21 protein-coding genes are annotated in these 23384 nt (G+C 72.7%); 14 read left to right on the top strand and 7 right to left on the bottom strand.

Annotation, left to right across the window (positions count from 1 at the left end; all coding sequences use genetic code 11):
• Nucleotides 1-166 precede the first annotated feature (166 nt).
• Entirely contained in the window at nucleotides 167-985 is an 819-nt protein-coding gene (locus ACSMTC_RS20130) for a diacylglycerol kinase (protein WP_436561098.1), read from the bottom strand.
• A gap of 126 nt (nucleotides 986-1111) precedes the next feature.
• On the opposite strand from ACSMTC_RS20130, the gene ACSMTC_RS20125 reads away from it, so the two are divergent.
• The 4 genes from ACSMTC_RS20125 (at nucleotide 1112) to ACSMTC_RS20110 (ending at nucleotide 4736) form a co-directional block, all read left to right on the top strand.
• Nucleotides 1112-2395, top strand: a complete 1284-nt coding sequence (locus ACSMTC_RS20125) for an adenylosuccinate synthase (RefSeq protein ID WP_436561097.1) — start codon at nucleotides 1112-1114, stop codon at nucleotides 2393-2395.
• Nucleotides 2396-2522: 127 nt separating this feature from the next.
• Nucleotides 2523-3113 (top strand): GNAT family N-acetyltransferase, encoded by a 591-nt coding sequence (locus tag ACSMTC_RS20120; RefSeq protein WP_436561096.1) that lies wholly within the window; start codon nucleotides 2523-2525, stop codon nucleotides 3111-3113.
• A gap of 87 nt (nucleotides 3114-3200) precedes the next feature.
• Complete coding sequence (locus tag ACSMTC_RS20115; protein ID WP_436561095.1) at nucleotides 3201-3500, top strand: hypothetical protein; 300 nt, start codon at nucleotides 3201-3203, stop codon at nucleotides 3498-3500.
• Nucleotides 3501-3506: 6 nt separating this feature from the next.
• The gene (locus tag ACSMTC_RS20110; protein ID WP_436561094.1) at nucleotides 3507-4736 is read left to right on the top strand and encodes a glutathionylspermidine synthase family protein; all 1230 of its coding nucleotides are present in this window, start codon (nucleotides 3507-3509) and stop codon (nucleotides 4734-4736) included.
• Between the two features lie 7 nt (nucleotides 4737-4743).
• On the opposite strand, the gene ACSMTC_RS20105 is transcribed toward ACSMTC_RS20110, so the two are convergent.
• Complete coding sequence (locus tag ACSMTC_RS20105; protein ID WP_436561093.1) at nucleotides 4744-5322, bottom strand: Uma2 family endonuclease; 579 nt, start codon at nucleotides 5320-5322, stop codon at nucleotides 4744-4746.
• Between the two features lie 116 nt (nucleotides 5323-5438).
• Between ACSMTC_RS20105 and ACSMTC_RS20100 the strand changes: the two genes are divergently transcribed.
• Nucleotides 5439-7259 carry an NHL domain-containing thioredoxin family protein gene (locus tag ACSMTC_RS20100; protein ID WP_436561092.1) on the top strand — a complete coding sequence of 607 codons (1821 nt, stop codon included), beginning with the start codon at nucleotides 5439-5441 and terminating at the stop codon, nucleotides 7257-7259.
• Nucleotides 7260-7365: 106 nt separating this feature from the next.
• Here the strand turns inward: ACSMTC_RS20100 and ACSMTC_RS20095 are convergent, their stop codons facing one another.
• Together ACSMTC_RS20095 and ACSMTC_RS20090 are read right to left on the bottom strand one after the other, a co-directional pair.
• On the bottom strand, nucleotides 7366-8661 hold the full coding sequence (locus tag ACSMTC_RS20095) for a M18 family aminopeptidase (RefSeq protein ID WP_436561091.1): 1296 nt from the start codon (nucleotides 8659-8661) through the stop codon (nucleotides 7366-7368).
• A 284-nt stretch (nucleotides 8662-8945) separates the two neighbouring features.
• A complete protein-coding gene (locus ACSMTC_RS20090; RefSeq protein ID WP_436561090.1) occupies nucleotides 8946-10775 on the bottom strand; it encodes an acyl-CoA dehydrogenase in 1830 nt (609 codons plus the stop codon).
• A 243-nt stretch (nucleotides 10776-11018) separates the two neighbouring features.
• Between ACSMTC_RS20090 and ACSMTC_RS20085 the strand changes: the two genes are divergently transcribed.
• The gene (locus tag ACSMTC_RS20085) at nucleotides 11019-11513 is read left to right on the top strand and encodes an SseB family protein (RefSeq protein ID WP_436561089.1); all 495 of its coding nucleotides are present in this window, start codon (nucleotides 11019-11021) and stop codon (nucleotides 11511-11513) included.
• Between the two features lie 179 nt (nucleotides 11514-11692).
• Entirely contained in the window at nucleotides 11693-12643 is a 951-nt protein-coding gene (locus ACSMTC_RS20080) for a pirin family protein (RefSeq protein ID WP_436561088.1), read from the top strand.
• Between the two features lie 54 nt (nucleotides 12644-12697).
• Here ACSMTC_RS20080 and ACSMTC_RS20075 read toward each other — a convergent pair whose 3' ends face one another.
• Nucleotides 12698-13519: an integrase gene (locus ACSMTC_RS20075; protein WP_436561087.1), complete on the bottom strand. Its 822-nt coding sequence runs from the start codon at nucleotides 13517-13519 to the stop codon at nucleotides 12698-12700.
• A 357-nt stretch (nucleotides 13520-13876) separates the two neighbouring features.
• Between ACSMTC_RS20075 and ACSMTC_RS20070 the strand changes: the two genes are divergently transcribed.
• Complete coding sequence (locus ACSMTC_RS20070; RefSeq protein ID WP_436561086.1) at nucleotides 13877-14101, top strand: DUF5302 domain-containing protein; 225 nt, start codon at nucleotides 13877-13879, stop codon at nucleotides 14099-14101.
• Between the two features lie 54 nt (nucleotides 14102-14155).
• Here ACSMTC_RS20070 and ACSMTC_RS20065 read toward each other — a convergent pair whose 3' ends face one another.
• Nucleotides 14156-15568 carry an amidase gene (locus ACSMTC_RS20065; RefSeq protein WP_436561085.1) on the bottom strand — a complete coding sequence of 471 codons (1413 nt, stop codon included), beginning with the start codon at nucleotides 15566-15568 and terminating at the stop codon, nucleotides 14156-14158.
• A gap of 131 nt (nucleotides 15569-15699) precedes the next feature.
• Nucleotides 15700-16494, bottom strand: a complete 795-nt coding sequence (locus ACSMTC_RS20060; protein WP_436561084.1) for an ATP-binding protein — start codon at nucleotides 16492-16494, stop codon at nucleotides 15700-15702.
• 247 nt (nucleotides 16495-16741) lie between these two features.
• On the opposite strand from ACSMTC_RS20060, the gene ACSMTC_RS20055 reads away from it, so the two are divergent.
• The 6 genes from ACSMTC_RS20055 to efeB all read left to right on the top strand — a co-directional run bounded on the left by ACSMTC_RS20055 (nucleotide 16742) and on the right by efeB (nucleotide 23203).
• Nucleotides 16742-17557 (top strand): hypothetical protein, encoded by an 816-nt coding sequence (locus tag ACSMTC_RS20055; RefSeq protein ID WP_436561083.1) that lies wholly within the window; start codon nucleotides 16742-16744, stop codon nucleotides 17555-17557.
• A gap of 261 nt (nucleotides 17558-17818) precedes the next feature.
• On the top strand, nucleotides 17819-18577 hold the full coding sequence (locus tag ACSMTC_RS20050; RefSeq protein WP_436564742.1) for a YcnI family copper-binding membrane protein: 759 nt from the start codon (nucleotides 17819-17821) through the stop codon (nucleotides 18575-18577).
• An 80-nt stretch (nucleotides 18578-18657) separates the two neighbouring features.
• Nucleotides 18658-19359: an SCO family protein gene (locus tag ACSMTC_RS20045; RefSeq protein ID WP_436561082.1), complete on the top strand. Its 702-nt coding sequence runs from the start codon at nucleotides 18658-18660 to the stop codon at nucleotides 19357-19359.
• 31 nt (nucleotides 19360-19390) lie between these two features.
• The gene (locus ACSMTC_RS20040) at nucleotides 19391-19876 is read left to right on the top strand and encodes a copper chaperone PCu(A)C (RefSeq protein WP_436561081.1); all 486 of its coding nucleotides are present in this window, start codon (nucleotides 19391-19393) and stop codon (nucleotides 19874-19876) included.
• Between the two features lie 7 nt (nucleotides 19877-19883).
• Nucleotides 19884-21926, top strand: coding sequence for a copper resistance CopC/CopD family protein (locus tag ACSMTC_RS20035; protein ID WP_436561080.1), 2043 nt, complete (start codon nucleotides 19884-19886; stop codon nucleotides 21924-21926).
• Between the two features lie 5 nt (nucleotides 21927-21931).
• On the top strand, nucleotides 21932-23203 hold the full coding sequence (gene efeB, locus ACSMTC_RS20030; protein ID WP_436561079.1) for an iron uptake transporter deferrochelatase/peroxidase subunit: 1272 nt from the start codon (nucleotides 21932-21934) through the stop codon (nucleotides 23201-23203).
• The last annotated feature ends 181 nt before the right edge of the window (nucleotides 23204-23384 follow it).

The following is a 23384-nucleotide window of genomic DNA, read 5'->3' as shown; positions in this document are numbered from 1 at the left end:
TTATTGGCCGATCGAATAGCAACGCGCGTAGACAAAACCCCTTACCGCGAGCGCATTTCAGACATCGCATTTCGCCGGAGCGCCGACTTTCCCTGTGCCGTCCGCCTTCGCGGGGATATCGGAGGCCTGACGGCGCGTCGGGGCCGGGGCGGCGACGTGATACTGCTCACTCGGCGGGGAGCACCAGCTCCCACACCCCGGCGTGCACCGTCCAGGTGCGGGCGCCGAGGGTGCCGAGCGCGCGGCCGTCCGCCTCGCCGCCGAAGCCGTGGCCGGTCACGGTGAGGCTGCCCGCCCGGATTCGCCGCGGTTCGCCGCCGGTGCGCAGCAGCAGCTCCAGCGCGCCCGCGCCGGCCGGGACGGTGACGTCGAGCCGGCACGGCGGCCGGTGGACCTCGGCGAGCAGCCGGCCGTCCGCCTCGATCCGCAGCCGGGGATGACCGGCGGGTGCAGTCGCCTGCTCGGGCGCAGAGAATTTCGCCCATAGCGAACGCCAGCCCGGGCGGCTCCGCCGGTACGGGTGGATCCGCAGGTCCCCGAGGACCACCTCGTCGGCGTCGTCGATCAACAGGTCCAGCTTCCGCGAGCTGCCGCCTATCACCGCGCGGGCCGCCGCGACCGGCTCCGGCGGCACGCCCAGCGCCCGCACCGCGGCCACCGCGCCCGGGCCGCCGACCGGTACCACGCCGAGCGCGTCGACGCCCAACTCGCGGTGCCGGTGCAGGGCCTGAAGGACCCGCTGAACAGCCAGATCGGAACCGATCACGACCGGTCGCCGACGGCCACGGCGCGCAAGCGCCCGGTCGAGCTCGGACGGGCTCTCCGGCAGCGCCACCTTCACATCCGCGCCGCCGCACAGGACGTCCCTGGCGATCCGCACCGACTCGCCGTCGCTCCGCCGGGCCACCGGGTCGAGAAGCACAAGGAGGTGGTCGGGACCTGCCTGGCCCATCGCGCGGGATTCGGGCGTGGACAGCGACGACACGACCGGTCCTTCCTCAGGTAATCTCTCGGTGCAAGAGCCCCTTGCGCTATTGCGCCAGGGGCTTCGTCTATCTCGGGGCAGACTGCGGCCTACGCAGGATGCCCCAACCGGAAGGGGTGTACGCCTGTGCCGGCACTCGTGCTCGTTGGCGCTCAGTGGGGAGACGAGGGCAAGGGGAAGGCCACCGACCTCCTCGGCGGCTCCGTCGACTACGTCGTCCGTTACCAGGGCGGCAACAACGCCGGTCACACGGTGGTCATCGGCGACCAGAAGTACGCCCTGCACCTGCTGCCTTCCGGCATCCTCAGCCCGAACGTGACGCCGGTGATCGGCAACGGCGTCGTCATCGACCCGGGCGTGCTGCTCTCCGAGCTCAACGGCCTGAACGAGCGCGGCATCGACACCTCCAAGCTGCTGATCTCGGGCAACGCCCACCTGATCACCCCGTACCACCGCACCCTGGACAAGGTCACCGAGCGCTTCCTCGGCAAGCGCCGGATCGGCACCACCGGCCGTGGCATCGGCCCGACCTACGCGGACAAGATCAACCGCGTCGGCATCCGGGTCCAGGACCTGTTCGACGAATCGATCCTGCAGCAGAAGATCGAAGCGGCCCTGCACGACAAGAACCAGATCCTGGTCAAGCTCTACAACCGCCGCGCCATCCCGGCCGACCTGGTGCTGCAGGAGTACCTGGGCTACGCCGAGAAGATCAAGCCCTTCCTGGCCGACACCACCCTGGTCCTGGACCAGGCTCTCAAGGACAACAAGGTCGTCCTGCTGGAGGGCGGCCAGGGCACCCTGCTGGACGTCGACCACGGCACGTACCCGTTCGTGACCTCGTCCAACCCGACCTCCGGCGGTGCCTGCACCGGTGCGGGCATCGGCCCCACCAAGATCGACCGGGTCATCGGCATCCTGAAGGCGTACACCACCCGCGTCGGTTCGGGCCCGTTCCCGACCGAGCTGCTGGACGCCGACGGCGAGGCGCTGCGCCGGATCGGCGGCGAGCGCGGTGTCACCACCGGCCGTGACCGCCGCTGCGGCTGGTTCGACGCGGTGATCGCCCGCTACGCCACCCGGGTCAACGGCCTGACCGACTTCTTCCTCACCAAGCTGGACGTGCTCACCGGCTGGGAGCAGATCCCGGTCTGCGTGGCGTACGAGATCGACGGCCGCCGGGTCGAGGAGCTCCCGTACAACCAGTCCGACTTCCACCACGCCAAGCCGATCTACGAGACGCTGCCCGGCTGGAGCGAGGACATCAGCAAGGCGAAGACCTTCGGCGAGCTGCCGAAGAACGCGCAGGCGTACGTGAAGGCCCTGGAGGAGATGTCGGGCGCCCCGATCTCCGCGATCGGCGTCGGCCCCGGCCGCGACGAGACCATCCAGATCAACTCCTTCATCTAGCCCCCGGTCGAACAGGGCCCGCACCGTTTCGGTGCGGGCCCTTTCGCATGGGCCGGAGCCATCGGGAAGTTTGAACTAGTTCATAAATCTATTGCGCATAGTTCAATTTCTGGCTAGCGTGCGGCCCATGACCGCCAAGCCGCCCGCGCCCGTGACCCTCGTCGGCTCCCACGTCCGCCTGGAACCCTTCGACGACACCCACCTGCCCGACCTCTTCGCGGCAGTAGGGGCGGACGAGGAGGTGTGGCGGTGGATCCCGTCGCCGGTCCCGCGGACCGAGCGGCAGCTCGCCGAACTCGTCGGCATCTGGCGGCAGGGCGGCTTCCTGCCCTTCGCGGTGGTCCACCAGGAGAGCGGCCGCACCGTCGGCCTGACCTGCTACCTCGACATCAGCACCGGCGACGAGCGGCTGGAGATCGGCGGCACCTGCTACGCCCGCTCGGTCTGGCGCACCGCCGTCAACACCGAGGCCAAGCTGCTGCTGCTCACCCACGCCTTCGAGGAGCTGGGCATGGGCCGGGTCTGCTGGAAGACCGACAACCTCAACGAGCGCTCCCAGAACGCCATCCGCCGCCTCGGCGCCCGGTACGAGGGCACCCACCGCCGCGAGCGCCGCCGGGCGGACGGGAGCTTCCGGGACACCGTGTACTTCTCGATGCTGCGCGAGGAGTGGCCGGCCGCGAAGGCCCGCCTGACCGAACGCCTGGCGGCCGGCTGAGCCCTGGGCTCCGCCCCTTCGACCCCGTCCCTCGGCCCCGCCCCCTCGGCGCCTTCGCCGTCGCGGAGCCCGAGTAGCATCCCCGCTATGACGCAGTCCGACGCCGCACCCGCAGGCAGACGCCGCTCGGGGTTCGTCGCCCTGGGCATGGTCGGTACGCTCGCGCTGGCGCTGACCGGTTGCTCGTCCGGCGACAACCCGCCCCGGCGCTGTGTGGACCCGGGCACCCTCAAGGTCCTGGACAACCACTCCTGCACCGACAGCAGGTCCACCGGCCGCTGGTACTACTGCGGTTCGGGCAGCACGATCGCCACCGGCGGCACCTTCGACAAGGCCGCCACCAAGCGCGGCGGCTTCGGCTGCCCCGCACACTCGGCCGGGGGCTGAACCGCCGTGCGCCGCCGCACCATCGAGCCCCGCCCGGGCTGGCAGCAGACCGTGGAGAGCCAGGGGCTGCTGTACGCCGTCTGCGACGATCCCCGCAACCCCGGCCAGGAGTACGCCTACTGGGACGAGAGCGCGTACTACGAGTTCTCGCTGCCCGAGGTCGAGCGGCTGGAGAAGGTGGTCGAGGAGCTGCACGAGCTCTGCCTGGAGGCCGCCGGGCACGTGGTGCGCGAGCGCCGCTTCGCCGAGTACGGCATCACCGACCCCAGGCTCGCCGAGGCGGTCGCCGAGTCCTGGCGGCGCCGCGACGAACAGCCGTCCGTGTACGGGCGGTTCGACCTCGCGTACGACGGCGACGGACCGGCCAAGCTGTTCGAGTACAACGCCGACACCCCGACCTCGCTGATCGAGGCGGCCAGCCCGCAGTGGTTCTGGATGGAGGAGCGCTTCCCCGGCGCCGACCAGTGGAACTCGCTGCACGAGCGGCTGGTCGACGCCTGGGCCCGGCAGAAGCACCTGCTGCCGCCCGGCCCGGTCCACTTCGCGCACTCGCGCGGGGACAGCGAGGGCGAGGACTGGATGACCACCCTCTACCTCCAGGAGACCGCCGAACAGGCCGGGCTCACGACCGTGGGCATCGCGATGGAGGACATCGGCTGGGACCCGCTCTCCGGCCGCTTCGTGGACCTGCAGCAGCGCTACATCCGGTCCGTCTTCAAGCTCTACCCGTGGGAGTGGCTGGCCCGGGACGAGTTCGCCGAGCAGCTGCTCACCGGGCTGGACCAGGGCGGCGGCAGCGGCAGCACGCTCTGGATCGAACCCGCCTGGAAGATGCTGCTCTCCAACAAGGCGCTGCTGGCGGTCCTCTGGGAGCTCTTCCCCGGCCACCCCAACCTGCTGCCCGCCTACCTCGACGGCCCCCGCGGGCTGGCCGAGCCCGGCGGCCCCGGCTACGCGGCGAAGCCGCTGCTCGGCCGGGAGGGCGCGGGGGTGCGGATCGTCGCCCCGGACGGCTCCGCCAGCCGCCTGGCCGACTGGGCGGGCGACCCCGAGCGCTACGGCGCCGAGGGCTACTGCTACCAACAGCTCTGCCCGCTAACGGACTTCGACGGCAACCGCCCGGTCCTGGGCGCCTGGGTGGTCGACGGCGAGAGCGCGGGCCTCGGCATCCGCGAGACCGAGGACAGCCTGATAACCCATCAGGGCGCCCGCTTCCTGCCGCACATCATCGTCTGAGCCGCGCCTACCGCACGTGGTCCTTGAGGATCTCGGTGTCGTCCAGGGTGATACCGACCGGTTCGGGGATCACCACGCTGTCACCGAAGAAGTACGTCCGCGCACGGTACCGGCCGTCGAGTGGATCGAAGTGGACGATGATCTCGCCCTGCTCGCGGTCGACGAGCAGGTAGACCGGGATACCCGACTGCGCGTAGGCCGCGGGTTTCTTCAGCAGATCGCACTGGTCGGCGTCCCGGTCGTAGGAGGTCACCTCGACGGCCGTCAGCACCCGGCCCGCGCCGGCCCACTCGCCCTGGCCGGAGAAGCTGCCCTTGGGCGCCAGGGTGCCATCCGGACGGGCCCTGCCCGCGCGATGGCTCTCGACGATCAGACCGCGCTCCGGATAGAGCCATAGATCGGGCCGCTGCCGCATACAGCGCTCCATGAGCCACCTGACGATCTCGTCATGGTCCCCGTCCGGCAGCGGCTTCACTGCGATCCTGCCGTTGATGAACTCAAGGCGGACGTCGTTGCGCTCTGCGGTGACGGCGAGGTTCTCGAAGGCCTCGGGACTCGTCTGGGGCGAACCGGCGATCGCAGCCATCTCCCGCTCCTCGTCGCAGTCCGGTGGTGATGTCAGGCACCGACGGGTACAACGAAAGTCCACGCAGGCGGTCACGCGCCGGAATGAGCGCGAACACCGTGAGGTTTGATTGGGGCATGGCTACACGTGCACGCGTACGCGCCCCCGAACTGGCCGGCAAGGGCGGCTGGCTCAACACCGGTGGCAAGGAACTGACCCTGGGCGACCTCCGGGGCAAGATCGTCATCCTGGACTTCTGGACCTTCTGCTGCATCAACTGCCTCCATGTCCTGGACGAGCTGCGGGAGTTGGAGGAGAGGCACCGCGACACCGTGGTGATCGTCGGCGTCCACTCCCCCAAGTTCGTGCACGAGGCCGACCACCAGGCCGTGCTGGACGCCGTCGCCCGCTACGAGGTGCACCACCCGGTGCTGGACGACCCGGAGCTCGCGACCTGGAAGCAGTACGCCGTCCGCGCCTGGCCGACGCTGGTGGTGATCGACCCCGAGGGGTACGTGGTCGCACAGCACGCGGGCGAGGGCCACGCGCACGCCATCGCCAGGCTGGTCGAGGAGCTGGAGGCCGAGCACCAGGCCAAGGGCACGCTGCGGCGCGGCGACGGCCCGTACGTGGCACCCGAGCCGGAGGCGGGCGACCTGCGCTTCCCGGGCAAGGCGGTGCGGCTGCCCGGCGGGACCTTCCTGGTCGCCGACTCCGGCCACCACTCGCTGGTCGAGCTCGCCGAGGACGGCGAGACGGTACTGCGGCGGATCGGCGACGGCGAGCGCGGTCTGCTGGACGGCACCGCTCCCCGGTTCAGCGAGCCGCAGGGCCTCGCCCTGGTCCCGGCCGGGCTGGGCCTGGACTACGACGTGATCGTCGCCGACACGGTCAACCACGCGCTGCGCGGCGTCCGGCTGGCCGACGGCAGCGTCACCACGCTGGCCGGTACCGGGCGGCAGTGGTGGCAGGGCTCGCCCACCGAGGGCCCGGCCCGCGAGGTCGACCTCTCCTCGCCGTGGGACGTCGCGTACTTCGACGGCCGGTTCTGGATCGCGATGGCCGGGGTGCACCAGCTGTGGGCCTACGACCCGGTGGCCGACGCCGTGGCTGTCGCGGCCGGCACCACCAACGAGGGCCTGGTGGACGGTCCGGTGGCCGAGGCGTGGTTCGCCCAGCCGTCCGGGCTCGCGGTCTCGGCCGACGGCGAGCGGCTCTGGGTGGCCGACTCGGAGACCTCCGCCGTGCGCTGGGTTTCACGTGAAACCAAGTCCGTGCACACCGCCGTCGGCACCGGTCTGTTCGACTTCGGCCACCGCGACGGCGCCGCAGGCCAGGCCCTGCTCCAGCACCCGCTCGGGATCACCGTGCTGCCCGACGGCTCGGTCGCGATCGCCGACACCTACAACCACGCGCTGCGCCGCTACGAGCCGGCCGGTGGCGAGGTCACCACGCTGGCGACCGATCTGCGCGAGCCCTCGGGCGCGGTGCTGGTGGACGGTGACATCGTGGTGGTCGAGTCGGCCCGGCACCGGCTGACCCGGCTGCGGCTGCCGGAGGAGGCGGTCCGGGTCGAGTCGGTCGCGCACCGCACCCAGCGGGCGGCCACCGAGGTCGCCCCGGGCAGGCTGCGGCTGGACGTGGTCTTCTCGGCGCCCACCGGCCAGAAGCTGGACGAGCGCTACGGCCCCTCCACCCGGCTGCTGGTCAGCTCGACGCCGCCGGAGCTGCTGGTCTCCGGGGCCGGGGCGGACACCGCGCTCTCCCGGGAGCTGGTGCTCTCCGCCGAGGTGGCCGAGGGTGTGCTGCACGTGTCGGCGATGGCCGCCTCCTGCGACGACGACCCCGGGATCGAGTTCCCGGCCTGCCACGTCCACCAGCAGGACTGGGGCGTCCCGGTGAGGCTCACCGCCTCCGGCGCCACCCGCCTCCCGCTCGTCCTGGCGGGCATGGAGTAACCCAGGCCCACGCCCCCGGGCCCGGGCTCCGGGCTCCGGGCTCCGGGCTCACGGAAGCGAGGGTGGGCGGATCCTCCTGATCCGCCCACCCTCGCCCGTGGAGTGCTCAGCCCTCCAGGAACGCCTTGATGGCGCTGGCCAGCAGGTAGGGGTCGTCCGCGCCGCAGAGCTCGCGGGCCGAGTGCATGGAGAGCGCAGCGATCCCGCAGTCCACGGTGGTGATGCCGAGCCGGGCCGCGGTGATCGGGCCGATGGTCGTACCGCAGGGCATGGCGTTGTTGGAGACGAAGGTCTGCCACGGCACGCCGGCCTTCTCGCAGGCGGCCGCGAACACCGCCCGGCCGACCGCGTCGGTGGCGTACCGGTTGTTGACGTTGACCTTGAGGATCGGTCCGCCGTTGGGCAGCGGGTGGTGGCCCGGCTCGTGCCGCTCGCTGTAGTTGGGGTGGACGGCGTGGCCCATGTCGGAGGAGAGGCAGACGGTGCCGGCCAGCGCGCGGGCGCGGTCCTCGGCGGTGCCGCCGCGGGCGTGGACGCTGCGGTCCAGGACGTTGCCCAGCAGCGGGCTCTGCGCGCCGGTGTCGGACTCGCTGCCGGTCTCCTCGTGGTCGAAGGCGGCCAGCACCGGGATGTACGGCAGCTCGGCGCCCGCGACGGCGGCCAGCGCGGCGGTGGCGGCGTGCACCGAGAGCAGGTTGTCCAGGCGGGGGCCGGCCAGCAGCTCGCGGTCCCGGCCCAGGTAGGCCGGCGGCTGCACGTCGTGGGTCATCAGGTCCCAGCCGATGACGTCCGACGCGGCCACCCCGGCCCGCTCGGCGACGAACTCGATCAGCGACCCCTCGGTGACCTCACCGAGTCCCCAGATCGGCGTGAGGTGGCGCTGCTTGTCCAGCTTGAGGCCCTCGTTGACCTGCCGGTCCAGGTGGATGGCCAACTGCGGTACGCGCAGCAGCGGTTCGTCGATCTGCACCAGGACGGTGGAGCCGTCGCGCAGCGCGAGCCGCCCGGACAGGCCGAGGTCGCGGTCCAGCCAGGTGTTCAGCGGCACCCCGCCGTAGATCTCCACGGCGACCTGCCGCCAGCCCGCCGAGCCGGTGTCCGGCAGCGGCTTGACCCGCAGGTTCGGCGAGTCGGTGTGCGTGCCGACCACGCGGAACGGCGTCTCGGGACCGGCCCCCTCGGGCACGTACCAGGCGATCAGCGCGCCGCCGCGGATGAGGTACCGGCCGCCGGGGGCGGCGTCCCAGGCGTCGGTCTCCTGGACCCGCCGGAACCCGGCCTTCTCCAGCCGCTCCGCAGCGCTGGCCACGGCGTGGAACGGCGACGGCGAGGCGCTCAGGTAGGCGATCAGGTCGTCGGTGTGCGTTCGGTCGAAGGCGGCCTGACAGGCGGCGGTTGACATGCTGCTCCTGAGTAGAGGGAGGGCGGAAGCCGGATGGGGGTTCGGCTTCGCCCCTGAGCATATGCCCGTACACGGACACGGAACGGGGAACCCGGGAACAGTGACGGAATGGTGAAGGTCGACATTCCCACCGCCGGCCGGCCACCGGCCCCGAAACCGCGGCCCCGGCCCGAACTCGCGGGCCGACATGGGAAACCACCGGCCGGCGAAGCACTGCGGGGCCCGGCACAGTACGGCCGGGCCCCGCAGCGTGAGGGTGTGTCAGGTGGTCACCTGGGCCTTGCTCAGAAGGCCTCCTCCGCGAGCTCCATGATCTCGTTGCCGACGCCGTCGGCGATCTGGCGCTGGGAGGCGACGGTCGGCAGGATGTTGCGGGCGAAGAAGCGGGCGGCCGCGACCTTGCCCTGGTAGAAGGCGACGTCCTTGTCGGCGGCACCGGCCTCCAGCTTGGCGAGCGCGACGACGGCCTGGCGCAGCAGCAGCCAGCCGACCACGACGTCACCGGAGACCAGCAGCAGGCGGGTGGCGTTCAGGCCCACCTTGTACATGTTCTTCACGTCCTGCTCGACCGAGGAGAGGTCGGCGAGCATCTTGCCGACGATGGCCTCCAGGTCGCCGGCGGCCTTGGCGAGCAGCTCGCGCTCGGCGGCCAGGGCGTCGCCGCCCTCGTTCGCGCCGAGGAACTTCTGGATCTGCTCGGAGACCGCGGTCAGCGCCTGGCCGCCGTCCTTGACGATCTTCCGGAAGAAGAAGTCCTGGCCCTGGATCGCCGTGGTGCCCTCGTAGAGGGTGTCGATCTTGGCGTCGCGGATGTACTGCTCGATCGGGTACTCCTGCAGGTAGCCGGAGCCACCGAAGGTCTGCAGGGACTGGGCGAGCTGCTCGTAGGACTTCTCGGAGCCGTAGCCCTTGACGATCGGCAGCAGCAGGTCGTTCAGGCGCTCGGCGGCCTCGTCGCTCTCGCCGCGCAGGCGGGCGGCGACCACGTCGTCCTGGACCGAGGCGGTGTAGAGCACCAGGGCGCGCATGCCCTCGGCGTACGCCTTCTGGGTCATCAGCGAGCGGCGGACGTCCGGGTGGTGGGTGATGGTGACGCGCGGGGCGGTCTTGTCCATGAACTGGGAGATGTCCGCACCCTGCACGCGCTCCTTGGCGTACTCCAGCGCGTTCAGGTACCCGGTGGACAGGGTGGCGATCGCCTTCGTGCCGACCATCATCCGGGCGAACTCGATGATCTTGAACATCTGGCGGATGCCGTCGACCTTCTCACCGAGCAGCCAGCCCTTGGCCGGGTGCTTGGCGCCGAAGGTCATCTCGCAGGTGTTGGAGGCCTTGAGGCCCATCTTGTGCTCGACGTTGGTGGCGTAGACACCGTTGCGCTCGCCGAGCTCGCCGGTCTCCCAGTCGAAGTCGTACTTCGGCACGATGTAGAGGCCGAGGCCCTTGGTGCCCGGCTTGCCGCCCTCGGGGCGGGCCAGCACCAGGTGGATGATGTTGTCGGACATGTCGTGCTCACCGGAGGTGATGAAGCGCTTCACACCCTCGATGTGCCAGGAGCCGTCCTCCTGCTTGATCGCCTTGGTGCGGCCGGCACCGACGTCCGAACCGGCGTCCGGCTCGGTCAGCACCATGGTGGCGCCCCACTGGCCGTCGATCATGCGCTGGGCGACCTTGTGCTGCTCCTCGGTGCCCTCGTCGTAGACGACGCCGGCGAAGGCCGGGCCGGAGGAGTACATCCAGATCGCCGGGTTGGAGCCCAGGATCTGCTCGGCGTAGGCCCAGATCAGCGAGGACGGGGTGACCTGGCCGCCGATGCCCTCCGGGATGCCCAGGCGCCACCACTCGGCGTCCATGTAGGCCTGGTAGCTCTTCTTGAAGGTGGCCGGGATCGGCGCGGTGTTGGTCTCCGGGTCGAAGACCGGCGGGTTGCGGTCGGCGTCGGTGAAGGAGGCGGCCAGGTCGTTCTCGGCCAGGCGCGAGATCTCGCTGAGGATGTTCTTCGCGGTGTCGACGTCCATGTCGGCGAACGGACCGGTGCCGTACACCTGGTCGCGGCCGAGCACCTCGAAGAGGTTGAACTCCACGTCCCGCAGGTTGGACTTGTAGTGACCCATGACCGTTCTCTCCGGTTCGTCGCTTCCGGGGGTCCGCCGCTACGAGCGCCCCACTTACCCACCAGTAGAATCCCATGATGCTACCCGTTGGTAACTTGTTCAAGCCCCTCTCGCGCTCTTCCGGTGCGAAAGTCCTATGAAGGTGGTCACGTCCGTCCGGGCCGTACCCCACAACCCGATGGCACCACGAGTTGTCCGAATCGGCCGCCCCACGGGGAGCCTTGATCCCGATAGCCTGTCCCCGTGTACGGCTACGACCAGAGCAGCTACCAGGGCGGCCCCTACCAGCAGCAGGCGGGGATGAACGGCATGCCCGGCCCCGGCCCGTACGGCGAGCAGCCGCAGGCCGCACCCCAGCAGTCGCTCTACCCCGAGCCCTCGCCACCCTCACTCGCGGACGCCGTCCGGGCCTTCACCACCGGCTCGATGACCGTCGAGGACTTCCAGGCCATCTTCATCACCTCCAAGGTGCACTGCCCGCGCGGCGACCGCCCCGGCTTCCTGGCCCTGCACAACACGCCGACCCCGGTGATCCCGATGTTCAGCTCGCTCAAGGAGCTGCGCCGCTACGCGGGCAAGGAGTCCAAGCACTTCAGCGTGACCGGCGCCGAGGTGCTCGACCTGCTGCCCACCGGGTACGGCTTCGCGCTCGACATGGAGGGCGAGCACCGGATGGTCTTCGACGCCAAGGCGGTCGAGCAGATGGTCGACTTCACCATGCGGCGGATGTACGGCTGACGCCCGTCGGGCGGTAAGGACCCGCACCCGTCACGGTCCGGCACCGCGAGTCGGCAGCACCCCGGAGCACCCCACCCGGGCACTCCCGCAACCATATGGTTCAACTTTCAACTTGCTTCTAGTTGAGCATTGAACTAATCTCGTGGACGTAGGCCACAGAACCCCCGAAGGAGGCCGACATGCCCGCCGTGACCGTCGAGAACCCGCTGACCCTCCCCCGCGTCGCCACCCCCGACCCCACCGCGAACGCCGCCCGTCCGGTCCTCACGGTGGTCACCGCCCCCGAGGGCTACGAGGGCGAGGGCTTCCCGGTGCGCCGCGCCTTCGCCAAGATCAACACCAAGTACCTCGACCCGTTCATCATGATGGACCAGATGGGTGAGGTGGAGTACGCGGCGGGCGAGCCCAAGGGCACCCCGTGGCACCCGCACCGCGGCTTCGAGACGGTCACCTACCTGATCGACGGCGAGTTCATCCACAAGGACTCGCACGGCGGCGGCGGCCGCCTCGGCGGCGGTGACACCCAGTGGATGACGGCCGGTTCGGGCATCCTGCACATCGAGACCCCGCCCGAGCAGCTGGTGATGACCGGCGGCCTGTTCCACGGCATCCAGCTGTGGGTCAACCTGCCGGCCTCCGACAAGATGACCACCCCGCGCTACCAGGACATCCACGGCGGGCACGTCAGGCTGCTCTCCACCCCGGACGGCGGCGCGATCCTGCGTCTGATCGCCGGCGAGCTGGATGGGCACCGGGGGCCGGGCGTCACCCACACCCCGATCACCCTGCTGCACGCCACCGTCACCCCGGGCGCCCGGCTCACCATCCCCTGGCGCAAGGACTTCAACGCACTGGCGTACGTCCTGAACGGCTCCGGCACGGTGGGCGCCGAGGGCCGCCCGGTCCACACCGGCCAGGCCGCGGTCTTCGGCGAGGGCGACACCCTCACCATCTCCGCCGACGCCAGGCAGGAGTCCCGGCACCCCAACCTGGACGTGATCATCCTGGGCGGGCAGCCGATCCGGGAGCCGGTCGCCTGGTACGGGCCGTTCGTGATGAACAGCCACCGCGAACTGGAGCAGGCCATGCGGGACTTCCAGTCCGGCGCCTTCGGCCAGCCGACCGACTGACCCCCTCGGCCCGGGGCCGGGACCACGTGATCCCGGCCCCGGGCCGACATCTCGTCAGATGCGCGCGTAGAGCGCGAAGGCATCGTCATGGGTCTTGCCCCGCGGCCAGCGCTCGCACCGGGCGTCGGCCCGCTCCACCGCCCTGACCTGGGCGATCAGCTCGGCCGGGCCCGACTCGGCGAGCAGGCGCAGCGCGTCCGACCAGCTGCCGAGGCCGAAGCGCTCGGTGAAGCGCGAGGCGCCGCCGGTCACGGCGGCCACCGCGTGCAGCCCGGAGAGCCGGACGAACCCGGTCTCCGCCCGGGCGGCGGCCTTCGGGGTGGCGGCGGCGATCCACGGACCGCAGCCGGTGTTGCGGGCGGCCCGGACGGCCAGCGCGTACCGCAGCCGCAGGGCGTTGCGCTCGGCCGAGCCCGGGACCGTCGCCCAGATCTGGCGCCGCAGTTCCTCGCCGCCCGGGAAGCGCTGGTTGTCGCCGACCACCCGGGGCGGACCGTCCTTGAACTGCAGGACCAGCAGCGAGTCGCCGAGGACCAGGTACTCCAGCGAGCTGCCGTGCAGCCGGGCGGCGACCACCATCGCGGCCGGGGTGTTCGGATGGGCCAGGTCGCAGCGGCCGCCGTGGAGGGCCGCCGTCTCCACGATGGCGTCGGCCAGGCACTCGGAGATCGACCGGTCCGACCGGTCGGTCAGGCGGGCCAGCAGGTGCACTCCCAGGCGGCGTACGTACCAGGTGGTCCCGTGCCGGCAGCCGGACTCCATCCCGGCCGGCGGGCCGGAGCCGTCGAGCAGTACCAGCGCTTCGGGCGAGGCGGCGGCGAAGTCCTCGGTCTCCAGGCCCGGCCTCTGCGGTTCCCCAGCGAGCTCTACCTGCATGCCGCCCAGTGTGGTGGCCCGCCCGGGCCCGGAACAGAGGCCGGTTCATGATCCCTCGAAGGAGGCACCGGCCGGGACAGCGGATGACAACGGGATGAATCTGGACATACCGTCGGCTCTACCTGCCGTTGAGCAGCCGCCGAGCCTTCCGGAGCCTGCCGTGATGGTCCTTCAGTTCATCATCCTCGTGGTCGCCTCGATCGGTTTCCCGGTCGCCGCACTGCTCTTCCTGATCGGCGGACCGAACTACCGGCCGCCCCGCCACTGACCCGCCCTGGCCCGGAAAATCCGGACATCGAACGCCTTCGGCGTGGGAGGGTGGCCCTTGCACACCAGCTCTCGCCCAGGAGGTCACGCATGAGCAGCGACGCAGCCGAACCCGCCGAGCCGCAGGCGCCACAGGACGCGCCGGACGCGCAGGCCGACCCGGACGAGCTGAAGGCGCGGTTCCGCGCCGCCCTCCAGCACAAGCACGGCGGCCGGGGCACGGTAGGCGGCCCGGGGGCCGGTGGCTCGAAGATCCACAACACCCAGGCGGCGGCCGGCGGCAAGCGCACCTTCCGCCGCAAGAGCGGCGGCTGAGCGGCGTCCCCAAGGGGCGCGTGGTCCCGTCCGGGCGCGTGTGCGGCCGGCCCGCTACGAACGCGGGTGGTCGCTCGCACACGCGGCCGACCGGACGGAGCCACGCACCCCCCGGGCCGCCGCCCCCGCAGCGCGGCGCCGAGCGCCCCCGCCGAGCAGCGGTTCGATGTGCGCCGCCCACGCCAGCAGCCGTTCGTCCGCGCTCTCCGCGCCGACCAGCTGCAGCCCCAGCGGCAGCCCGTCGGGCGTGTACCCCGCCGGAAGGGTGATCGCGGGCAGACCGGCGTGGCTCCACGGCAGCGACATGATCGCGTCCCCGGTGCTGTCCAGCCCGAGCGGCGCCGGTCCGGTGGCCGCCGGGGCCGCCCACAGGTCGACGCCCTGCGCCGCCATGAGGTCCGCGATCCGGCGCCGGTACGAACTCCTGGCCTGGAGCGCCGCCGCGTACGCCACCCCGTCGATCTCGCGCCCGCGTCTGATCGCCGCCGCCGTCTCGGGCCGGTAGAGGGCCGCGAAGCGCGGGAACAGCTCGGCGTGCACCCGGGCCAGCTCATAGCCGTTGACGGTCCGGAAGGTGCGCACCACGTCGTCGAGGTCGGGCAGCAGCACCGCCACCGCGCGGACCACCAGGCCGCTCCCGCGCAGCGCGTCCAGTTGCCCGGCGAAGGCCTCCCGGGCGAGCGGCTCGGCCCGCTCCAGGTACGGCCCCACCGGGACCCCGAGCACGGGTGGCCCGTCCCCCTCGGCGTCCGACCAGTCGTCGCAGAGGACGGACGCCGCCAGCGCGGTGCCCGCCACATCGGTGGTGAAGGTGCCGATGGTGTCCACGGTCGGTGCGCTGGCAAGCACCCCGTCGGTCGGAATCCGGCCGTACGTCGGCCGGAAGCCCACCACCCCGCAGTACGCCGCCGGGCGGATCACGGACCCGATCGTCTGGGTGCCGACGGCCAGCGGCACCAGACCCGCCGCGACCGCCGCCGCCGAACCGCTGCTGGAGCCGCCGGGGGTGTGCGCGGGGTGGTGCGGATTGCGGGTCGGCCCGGGCGCGTTGACGGCGAACTCGGCGGTGACGGTCTTACCGGCCACCAGCGCGCCAGCGGCCCGCAGCCGGTCCACCACCTCGGCCTGCGGACCGGTGAGCACTCCCGGCGGCAGCGCGGACCCGGCGTGCGTGGGCAGGCCGTCCACCTGGATCACGTCCTTGACCCCGACCGGCACCCCGTACAGCGGGGACGGCTCGGTCCCTCCGGCGCAGGCCCTCGCCGCGTCGGTCCGCCGGTAGCGGGACTCGACCGCTCGGGCCTCGGCGAGCAGCCGTTCGTACCGGCCGGGCTCGGGGGTGAAGGCCCGGAGGACGGAGTCGGTCCGGTCGATGCGGTTGCACAGCCGTTCGACCTCGACCGCGAGGCCCGGCTCACCGGCGCGCAGCGCGGCTGCCGCGTGCACGAGCGGGATCGGTGGCTCCATGGCTCCACGCTACGGCGCCGGGGCCCGCGGGCGGGCGCTGCGGCGCCCCGCGTCCGACCGGGATTCCCCGACCGGTCACGGGTCGCGGCCGCCCGGCTCGCGCACTGCTGGCCGCCGAGGGCGCGGACGGCTCAGGAGACCGCGCGCAGCAGCGAGCCGTCCCGCCGTCTGAGGATCTTGTCGAAGCTGACGATCGCCCCGCGCAGCGGGTGGTTGCGCAGCTGGACGTGGTCGGTGAGCGCATGGATCAGGAACAGTCCGCGGCCGCTCTCCGCGTCGAGGGCCGGCAGTTCGAGCCCGGAGGTCTCCAGCGGCGCGCCCGCCCCCGACAGGTCGGCGAGCAAGGGCAGTCCGAGCAGCGGGTCCGACAGCGCGGAGACGGGCGGTCGCGGCGGCAGGCCGGGCAGGACGTGCGTGTCGTAGGGCGCGGGCCGGTCCGCGCGCCGGGGACGGTGTGCGGTCAGCACCGGCACCGAGAGGGCCGCCCGGCCCCGGCGGCCGTGCCGGTGCCCGACGGGCGGCCGTACGGGTCTGGCGGACGGTGCCCCGGTACGCCGCAGTGCGGGCACACCCCCCGGCCGTGTGGGAACCGCCGCCGGCGCCGCCCTCGCCCCCGAGGCGGCGGGCAGCGCGGGGGCGGGCGGCAGGACCGGCAGCGCCGCGCCCGGCAGCCCGGGGCCGGAGTCCACCACTTCGATCCGCAGCCGGTCCCAGGTGATCGAGACGGTCACCTGGAAGCCCTCGTCGGGCCGTCCGCTCACCGCGTGCTCGACCGCGTTGGCGCAGGCCTCGGTGAGCGCGATCCCGAGGTCGTGCGCGACCTGCGGATCGACCCCGGCGGTCTCCATCGCGCTGAGCAGGATGCGCCGGGCGAGCGGAACGCTGGCCGGGTCGCGCTTGAGGTGCAGAGTCCACCAGATGTCCACGGGAGGTCCCTCCTGGCTGCGGCTCCGCATAGGCTGCGGCTCCACATAGAACGAGGTATCTCCGGACGATCCCGGGACGAACCGCGCGCTGCGGTCACCACCGCCCGTTCGGCGGATGGACGGGGGCAGCAGCCTGTGCCGGGCGGCGCACTACCCGGCGCGCGCGCCGGGCCCGAACGGGCCAATCCGGCCCTTGGCCGCCCCCTCCCTGGGCCGTGGTTGTGGGCGGTGAGATGATGTCCCGGCTATGACCGACCACCATGCCGCCCCTCGCGCAGGCGCCGCCGCCCCGGATCTCCGGGCCCCGGCCGCGGCCTGGGACCTGCGGGTGGCGCGGGCGGTCCCGTTCGCGCTGGTCTGCACGCTGATCGCGGCGGCCGGGCACGCCATGGTGGGCGGCGGGGACGTCGCCCTGCCCGCGCTCGCGGCCGGCTTCGCCGCGGTCTGCCTCCCGGCGGTGCTGCTCGGCGGCCGTGAGCGGTCGCTGGCCGCCATCGCCGGCGCGCTCGGCGCGGGGCAGCTCGGGCTGCACCTCCTCTTCCACGGCCTCGGTCAGCACTCCGCCATGGCCGGTATGCACACCGCCGCCGGCCAGGGCGGCCCGCTCACGCTGACGCAGGTGGCCGGTCGGCTGGTCTGCGACGACGCCGGGCGCACCGGGCTCACCGTGATCCCGTCGGCCTCCCCCGAGCAGCTGGTCAGCGCCGCCGGCCTCGACCCGCAGGCGTACGCGGCGGCGCCGCACGACGCGCTGCCGGGGATCACGCCCTCGATGCTGCTGGGCCACCTCGCCGCCGCCGTGCTGGCGGGCTGGTGGCTGCGGCGCGGCGAGGCCGCGCTGTGGCGGCTGCTCCGGGTGACGGCCGCCGTTGCACAGGAGTGCGCGACCGAGCTGCGGACCGCGTTCGCACTGCTCGCGGCGCTGCTGCTGGGCGCTGCCGCCGAGGCACGGCCGACCGGGCTCACCCGTGGCCGGGCCGAGGACTGGCGGCTGCCGGTGGCCGCCGCGCTGCGGCACAGCGTGATCCGGCGGGGTCCGCCGGTGGCGGCCTTCGCGCGCTGAGCCCCCTTCCGGCAGCTGCGGCTGCGGGTGGTCGGGGAGCTCCGGGCGCGCCAGCGCGCCGCCGTGTCCCGAACAGCGGTACGCGTCCGGGCCGATGACACCCGAGGTGTCCGGGCCTTTTGGACGGTACGAGTCGGGCACGTCACCAGCGGCGCGGCCGTACGCCACCAGGTCGTCACGGCGTCGTCCCCCCAGCCCCCGCGCATGTGCGCCGCCACCCAGGCCCGCGCGCGTGCCCCCTCGCCGTTGGAGAACATCCCGATGCGCATCACCTCCGCCCGCCGGATCGCCGCCGTCTCCGCTGCCGCCGCCACCGCCGTGGTCGCCTTCGCCGTTCCCGCCTTCGCGCACGTCACCGTGCAGCCGGGCACCGCCCAGCAGGGCGACTACACCGCCGTCGCGTTCCGGGTGCCGGACGAGAGCGACACCGCCTCCACCGTGAAGCTGGAGGTCAACCTGCCGATGGACCACCCGATGGCCTCGGTCCGCATCCTGCCGCTGCCGGGCTGGACCGCCACCCTGGAGAAGTCCAAGCTCGACAAGCCGCTGCAGTCGCACGGCCAGGACATCACCGAGGCCGTCTCCAAGATCACCTGGACCGCCGACGACAGTGCGAAGATCGCGCCCGGCCAGTTCCAGGAGTTCAAGGTCTCGCTCGGCGCCCTGCCGACCGACACCGACAAGCTGACCTTCAAGGCGCTCCAGACCTACGACAACGGCGACATCGTCCGCTGGATCGACGAGGCCAAGGACGGCCAGCCCGAGCCGGCCCACCCGGCCCCCGTGCTGACCCTCACCAAGGCCGCCGCCGCTGCCGGGGACCACCACGGCGGCGCCTCGGCCGCCCCCTCGGCCGCCGCGGACGCCTCGCACGACGACAGCACCGACAAGCAGGCCGCAGCCAAGTCCTCCGACTCCACCGCCCGTACGCTCGGCGTGGCCGGCATCGTCGTCGGCGTGATCGGCGCCGGCCTCGGCGTCGCGGGCCTGCGCCGCAAGAACACCGGCTCCGCCTCCTGAGACCGGCCGGGCGGCGGGCCGTGCCCACCGAGGCACGGCCCGCCGCCCGGCGCACCACGCAGACGATCGGACCCACCGCCATGCCACGTCCCACCACCGCGACCACCTCCACCGGCGCCCGCCGCGTCGGCCGCCGGGCCTTCGGCGCCGCCGCCCTCGGCCTGGCCGCCACCCTCGCCCTGAGCGCCTGCGGCTCCAACGGCTCCAGCTCCGACGGCGCCGCCAAGGTCGTCAAGGAGGCCAGCAACTCCCCGTACCAGGGCACCGTGCTGACCAAGCAGTTCGAGAAGCCCGACCTGGTGCTCGACGACACCTCCGGCCAGCCCTTCGACCTGCGCAAGCAGACCGACGGACACACCACCCTGCTCTTCTTCGGCTACACCAGCTGCCCCGACGTCTGCCCGACCACCATGGGCGACATCGGCGTCGCGATGGCCTCGCTGCCCGCCGAGGAGCGGAAGAAGATCGACGTGGTCTTCGTCTCCACCGACCCCGAGCGCGACACCCCCAAGGTGCTGCGCACCTGGCTGGACTCGATGGGCAAGGACTTCATCGGACTCACCGGCGACCTGAACAAGGTCAAGGCCGCCGCCAAGACCCTCGGCGTCATGGTCGAGGACCCGATCGTCAACAAGGACGGCAGCGTCACCTCCAGCCACGGCGCCCAGGTGCTCGCCTTCCTGCCGTCCGACAACCGGGCCCACCTGCTCTACCTCAGCAACAGCTCGATCGACACCTACAAGCACGACCTGCCGCTGCTGGCCAAGGGGGTGCCCGCGTGACCACCCCGACCGAGCGAGCCGAGGAGCGCGCATGAGCAGGCAGTTCCGCCGCACCGCGCTGATCGGCGCCGGAGTGGCCACCGCCCTGACCGCCGGGACCATACTCGTCGCCTGCGGCAGCGGCGGCGGCAGCGCGGGCGACCGCAGGCCCGAGCTGAGCGTCGCCGACTCCTACATCCCGCTCCCGGCCACCCCCGGCGGCATGGCGGCCGGCTACCTGACCGTGAAGAACACCGGCTCGGCCGACGACCAGCTGGTCAAGGTGTCCAGCCCGGGTGCCGAGTCGGTGACCATGCACCGCTCCACCGACAGCACCATGCAGGAGGTCGACGCCCTCGACGTGCCCGCCCACGGCACACTCGCGCTGGACCGGGGCGGAAACCACCTCATGATCATGGGCTGGCAGAAGACCCCGGCCGTCGGCGACAAGCTCGAACTCGACCTGACCTTCGCCAAGGGCGACAAGATCTCCGTCCAGGTGCCGGTCAAACCCCTCACCTACCGACCGGGAAGCTGACCGCGACATGCTGAAGAGACTCGGCGCCCTGGTGGCGGCCCTCGGTGCCGCACTGGTGCTGCTGCTCGGCACGGCCGTGCCCGCCGCCGCCCACGCCGCGCTGATCAGCACCGACCCCGCCCAGAACTCGGTCGTCCCGCAGGCCCCCGCCTCGGTGACGCTGACCTTCAGCGAGGGCGTCTCGCTCTCCGCCGACTCGGTCCGGGTGCTCAGCCCGACCGGGCAGCAGGTCGACACCGGCAACCCGAGTCACCTGGACGGGAAGAACGACACCGCCCGGGTCTCGCTCAACAGCGGCCTGGCGAACGGCACTTACACCGTCGCCTGGCGAGCCGTCTCGGAGGACTCACACCCGGTCGGCGGTGCGTTCACCTTCTCCGTCGGCGCCCCCTCCGCCACCACGGTCTCCACCGGTCAGCTCCAGGGCGCCAAGGCCGACGGCACGGTCGCCGCCGTCTACGGGCTCGCCCGGATCGTCGCCTACGCCGCCTTCGCGCTGCTCGCCGGGGTGTCCGCCTTCGTACTGATCTGCTGGCCCAGGGGCGCGGCGGTGCGCTCGGTGCAGCGGATGCTGATGACCGGCTGGATCGGACTGCTGGCCGCCACCGTGGCGGTCCTGCTGCTGCGCGCCCCCTACGAGCGCGGCAGCGGCATCGGCGTGGCCTTCGACCTCTCGCTGGTGCGCAGCACGCTGGAGGAGCGGATCGGCACCGCGCTCTCCGCACGGCTGCTGCTGCTCGCCGCGGGCGGGGTGTTCCTCTCCGTGCTGGTGGGGCAGCTGGGGCAGCCCGACGAGGAGCAGTCCGGCAAGCCCGACGGTGCCGCCGCCACGAGCGGCGACCCGGAGGAGGACGAGCTGCGCCGCCTGGAGCGCCTGGCCGCCGAACGCCCGCAGCGGGACGCCCGGCTCGGCCTCGGGATCGCCGGGCTGATCCTCGCCACGGCGCTCGCCGCCACCTGGGCCGGAGCCGACCACGCGTCGGTCGGCATCCAGGTCTGGCTGGCGCTGCCGCTCGGGATCGTGCACCTGCTGGCCATGGCGCTCTGGCTGGGCGGGCTGGCCGCCCTGGTCGCCGGACTGCGCGGCGGGCTCCCGGTCGCCGCGGTCGAACGCTTCTCCAAGCTCGCCCTCGGCGCCGTCTCGGTCCTCACCGCCACCGGCGTCTACCAGTCCTGGCGCGGCGTCGGTTCCTGGGGCGCGCTGCTCGACACCGAGTACGGGCGGCTGCTGCTGGTGAAGATCGGCTGCGTGGCCGCGATGGTCGGCGTCGCCTGGATCTCCCGCTCCTGGGTCGCCCGGCTGCGCACGGCGGCCGAGGACGAAGGCACCGGCGTGGTGGCGGCTGCCGTCACCTCGGGTGCGAGCACCGATGCCACGGCCGCGGGCGGTACCCCGGCCGAGGCTGCGGCCGGGAACGATGCTGCGGCTGCGGCCGGGGACGAGGCCGCCGACCCCGTGCGGCAGGCCCAGCTGGCCCGGCAGCGAGCGGCCCGGCGGACGGCCAGCGCGCAGCGGGCCCAGGACGGACCGCCGGCCCGCGCGGGGCTGCGCCGCTCGGTGCTGACCGAGAGCGCCGTCGCGGTGGTCGTCCTGGTGGTCACCACCCTGCTGACCAACTCCCCGCCCGGACGGGTCGCCCAGGCCACGGCCGGCACCGGCGCGGCGGCGCCCGCGAGCAGCGGTGCGCCGGGTGCCGCCGCCGCGAAGACGGTCGAACTCAGGATCCCGTACGACACCGGTGGCAGGACCCCGAACGCCAAGGGCACCGCCACGGTGGTGCTCAGCCCCGCCGCGACCGGTTCCAACACGGTGAAGCTCAGCCTGGACGACTCCTCGGGCAAGCCCGCCGAGGTGCCCGAGCTGCAGCTGGCCTTCACCCTGCCCGACCGGGACCTCGGGCCGCTGCCCGCGTCCCTCAACTCCGACGGGCCCGGCCGCTGGACCGGTACGGCCCAACTCCCGCTCACCGGCGACTGGGTGGTCTCGGTGACGGTTCGCTCCTCGGACATCGACCAGTCGACCGAGGTCAAGTCGCTCAAGATCGGGTGAACGTGATGACCGAGCAGATCGCGGAGATATCAAGGACACCGGAGACGGAGGCACCCGCGGCCGCGGGCTTCTCCCGCCGGGCCCTGCTGGGCAGTGCGGGGGCCGGACTCGCGGTCGGCGCCGGCGCGGGAGCACTCGGCGGCCGGGCCCTCGCCGCACAGCGCGGCGGCAGCCGGACCGAGGGCGCCGCCGCACTCGGCCGGGCGTCCGTCCCCTTCCACGGGGCGCACCAGGCCGGGATCGTCCAGCCCGCGCAGGCCCGTGCCCAGCTGGCCGCGTTCGACCTGGCTCCCGGCGCGGGGCGGGACGGGCTGGTCAAGCTGATGAAGGGCTGGTCCCAGACCGCCGCGCTGCTGGCGCGCGGGGAGCCGGCCGGGACGCACGAGAACCAGATCGCGCTGGACGCGGGCCCCTGCGCCGTGACCGTCACCTTCGGCTTCGGCGCCTCGCTCTTCGACAAGGCCGGACTGACCGCCCAGCGCCCGCCCCAGCTCGACCCGCTGCCGGACTTCCCCGAGGACGCCATCGACCGCGCCCGCAGCGACGGCGACCTCTGGGTGCAGATCGGCGCCGACGACGCACTGGTCGCCTTCCACGCCCTGCGGGTCCTCCAGCAGCAGGCCGCCGGGCTGGCCGCGCTCCGCTGGCAGATGTCCGGCTTCAGCCGCACTCCGGGTGCCACCGACCGCCCGATGACCCCGCGCAACCTGATGGGCCAGGTGGACGGCACCAACAATCCCAAACCCGCCGACCCCGACTTCGCCGCCAAGGTCTTCGCCGACGGTCCCGGATGGCTGGCCGGCGGCTCGTACGTGGTCTTCCGGCGGATCCGGATGCTCCTGGACAACTGGGAGAACCTGCCGACGGACCGCCAGGAACGGGTCATCGGCCGCCGCAAGTCGGACGGCGCACCGCTCTCGGGCGGCACCGAGTCGACCCCCGTCGACCTGGCGAAGCAGAACGACGACGGGCTGCTGGCGATACCCGTCGACGCCCACGTCCGGGTCGCCGCACCCGCCTCCAACGGCGGGGCGGCCATGCTCCGCCGGGGGTTCTCCTACCATGACGGACTGCTCCCGGACGGCTCGCTGGACGCCGGGCTGCTGTTCGTCGCCTTCCAGGCCGACCCGGCACGCGGCTTCGTCCCCGTCCAGCGCCGGCTCGCCCGGGGGGACAGCCTCTCCCGCTTCCTGCGGCACGAGGCCAGCGGACTGTACGCCGTCCCGCCGGGCGCCCCGGAGGGCGGCTACGTGGGCCAGGCCCTGCTGGAGGGGTGAGCTTTCGGGGGCGTGGGCCGGGTGGGCCCGGGGCGCGAGGGCCTGCCCGCCCGCCCTGCGGCGCGTCCGAGCGCATGAGCCCTTCTCCCGAGCGGCCACCCACCCGGCCCGAGGGCCCGCCTCCTGTCACGGGGCGGCTGTTCACGGGGTGGAAGGCATCGCCGTCAGCGGTCCCAAGTGG

It is taken from the genome of Kitasatospora sp. HPM-01-4 (assembly GCF_051374625.1).
Taxonomy (GTDB): domain Bacteria; phylum Actinomycetota; class Actinomycetes; order Streptomycetales; family Streptomycetaceae; genus Kitasatospora.
Note: the sequence above shows the minus strand (reverse complement) of the source record. Positions and strands in the feature narration are given on the sequence as shown.

Coding starts and splice junctions, on each gene's coding strand:
- ACSMTC_RS20075 (WP_436561087.1), bottom strand. CDS start 13,519: ATGCAGGTAGAGCTCGCTGGGGAACCGCAGAGGCCGGGCCTGGAGACC.
- ACSMTC_RS20090 (WP_436561090.1), bottom strand. CDS start 10,775: ATGGGTCACTACAAGTCCAACCTGCGGGACGTGGAGTTCAACCTCTTC.
- ACSMTC_RS20065 (WP_436561085.1), bottom strand. CDS start 15,568: ATGGAGCCACCGATCCCGCTCGTGCACGCGGCAGCCGCGCTGCGCGCC.
- ACSMTC_RS20040 (WP_436561081.1), top strand. CDS start 19,391: ATGAGCAGGCAGTTCCGCCGCACCGCGCTGATCGGCGCCGGAGTGGCC.
- ACSMTC_RS20095 (WP_436561091.1), bottom strand. CDS start 8,661: ATGTCAACCGCCGCCTGTCAGGCCGCCTTCGACCGAACGCACACCGAC.
- ACSMTC_RS20055 (WP_436561083.1), top strand. CDS start 16,742: ATGACCGACCACCATGCCGCCCCTCGCGCAGGCGCCGCCGCCCCGGAT.
- ACSMTC_RS20050 (WP_436564742.1), top strand. CDS start 17,819: ATGCGCATCACCTCCGCCCGCCGGATCGCCGCCGTCTCCGCTGCCGCC.
- ACSMTC_RS20035 (WP_436561080.1), top strand. CDS start 19,884: ATGCTGAAGAGACTCGGCGCCCTGGTGGCGGCCCTCGGTGCCGCACTG.
- ACSMTC_RS20120 (WP_436561096.1), top strand. CDS start 2,523: ATGACCGCCAAGCCGCCCGCGCCCGTGACCCTCGTCGGCTCCCACGTC.
- ACSMTC_RS20105 (WP_436561093.1), bottom strand. CDS start 5,322: ATGGCTGCGATCGCCGGTTCGCCCCAGACGAGTCCCGAGGCCTTCGAG.
- ACSMTC_RS20100 (WP_436561092.1), top strand. CDS start 5,439: ATGGCTACACGTGCACGCGTACGCGCCCCCGAACTGGCCGGCAAGGGC.
- ACSMTC_RS20070 (WP_436561086.1), top strand. CDS start 13,877: ATGAGCAGCGACGCAGCCGAACCCGCCGAGCCGCAGGCGCCACAGGAC.
- efeB (WP_436561079.1), top strand. CDS start 21,932: ATGACCGAGCAGATCGCGGAGATATCAAGGACACCGGAGACGGAGGCA.
- ACSMTC_RS20115 (WP_436561095.1), top strand. CDS start 3,201: ATGACGCAGTCCGACGCCGCACCCGCAGGCAGACGCCGCTCGGGGTTC.
- ACSMTC_RS20045 (WP_436561082.1), top strand. CDS start 18,658: ATGCCACGTCCCACCACCGCGACCACCTCCACCGGCGCCCGCCGCGTC.
- ACSMTC_RS20080 (WP_436561088.1), top strand. CDS start 11,693: ATGCCCGCCGTGACCGTCGAGAACCCGCTGACCCTCCCCCGCGTCGCC.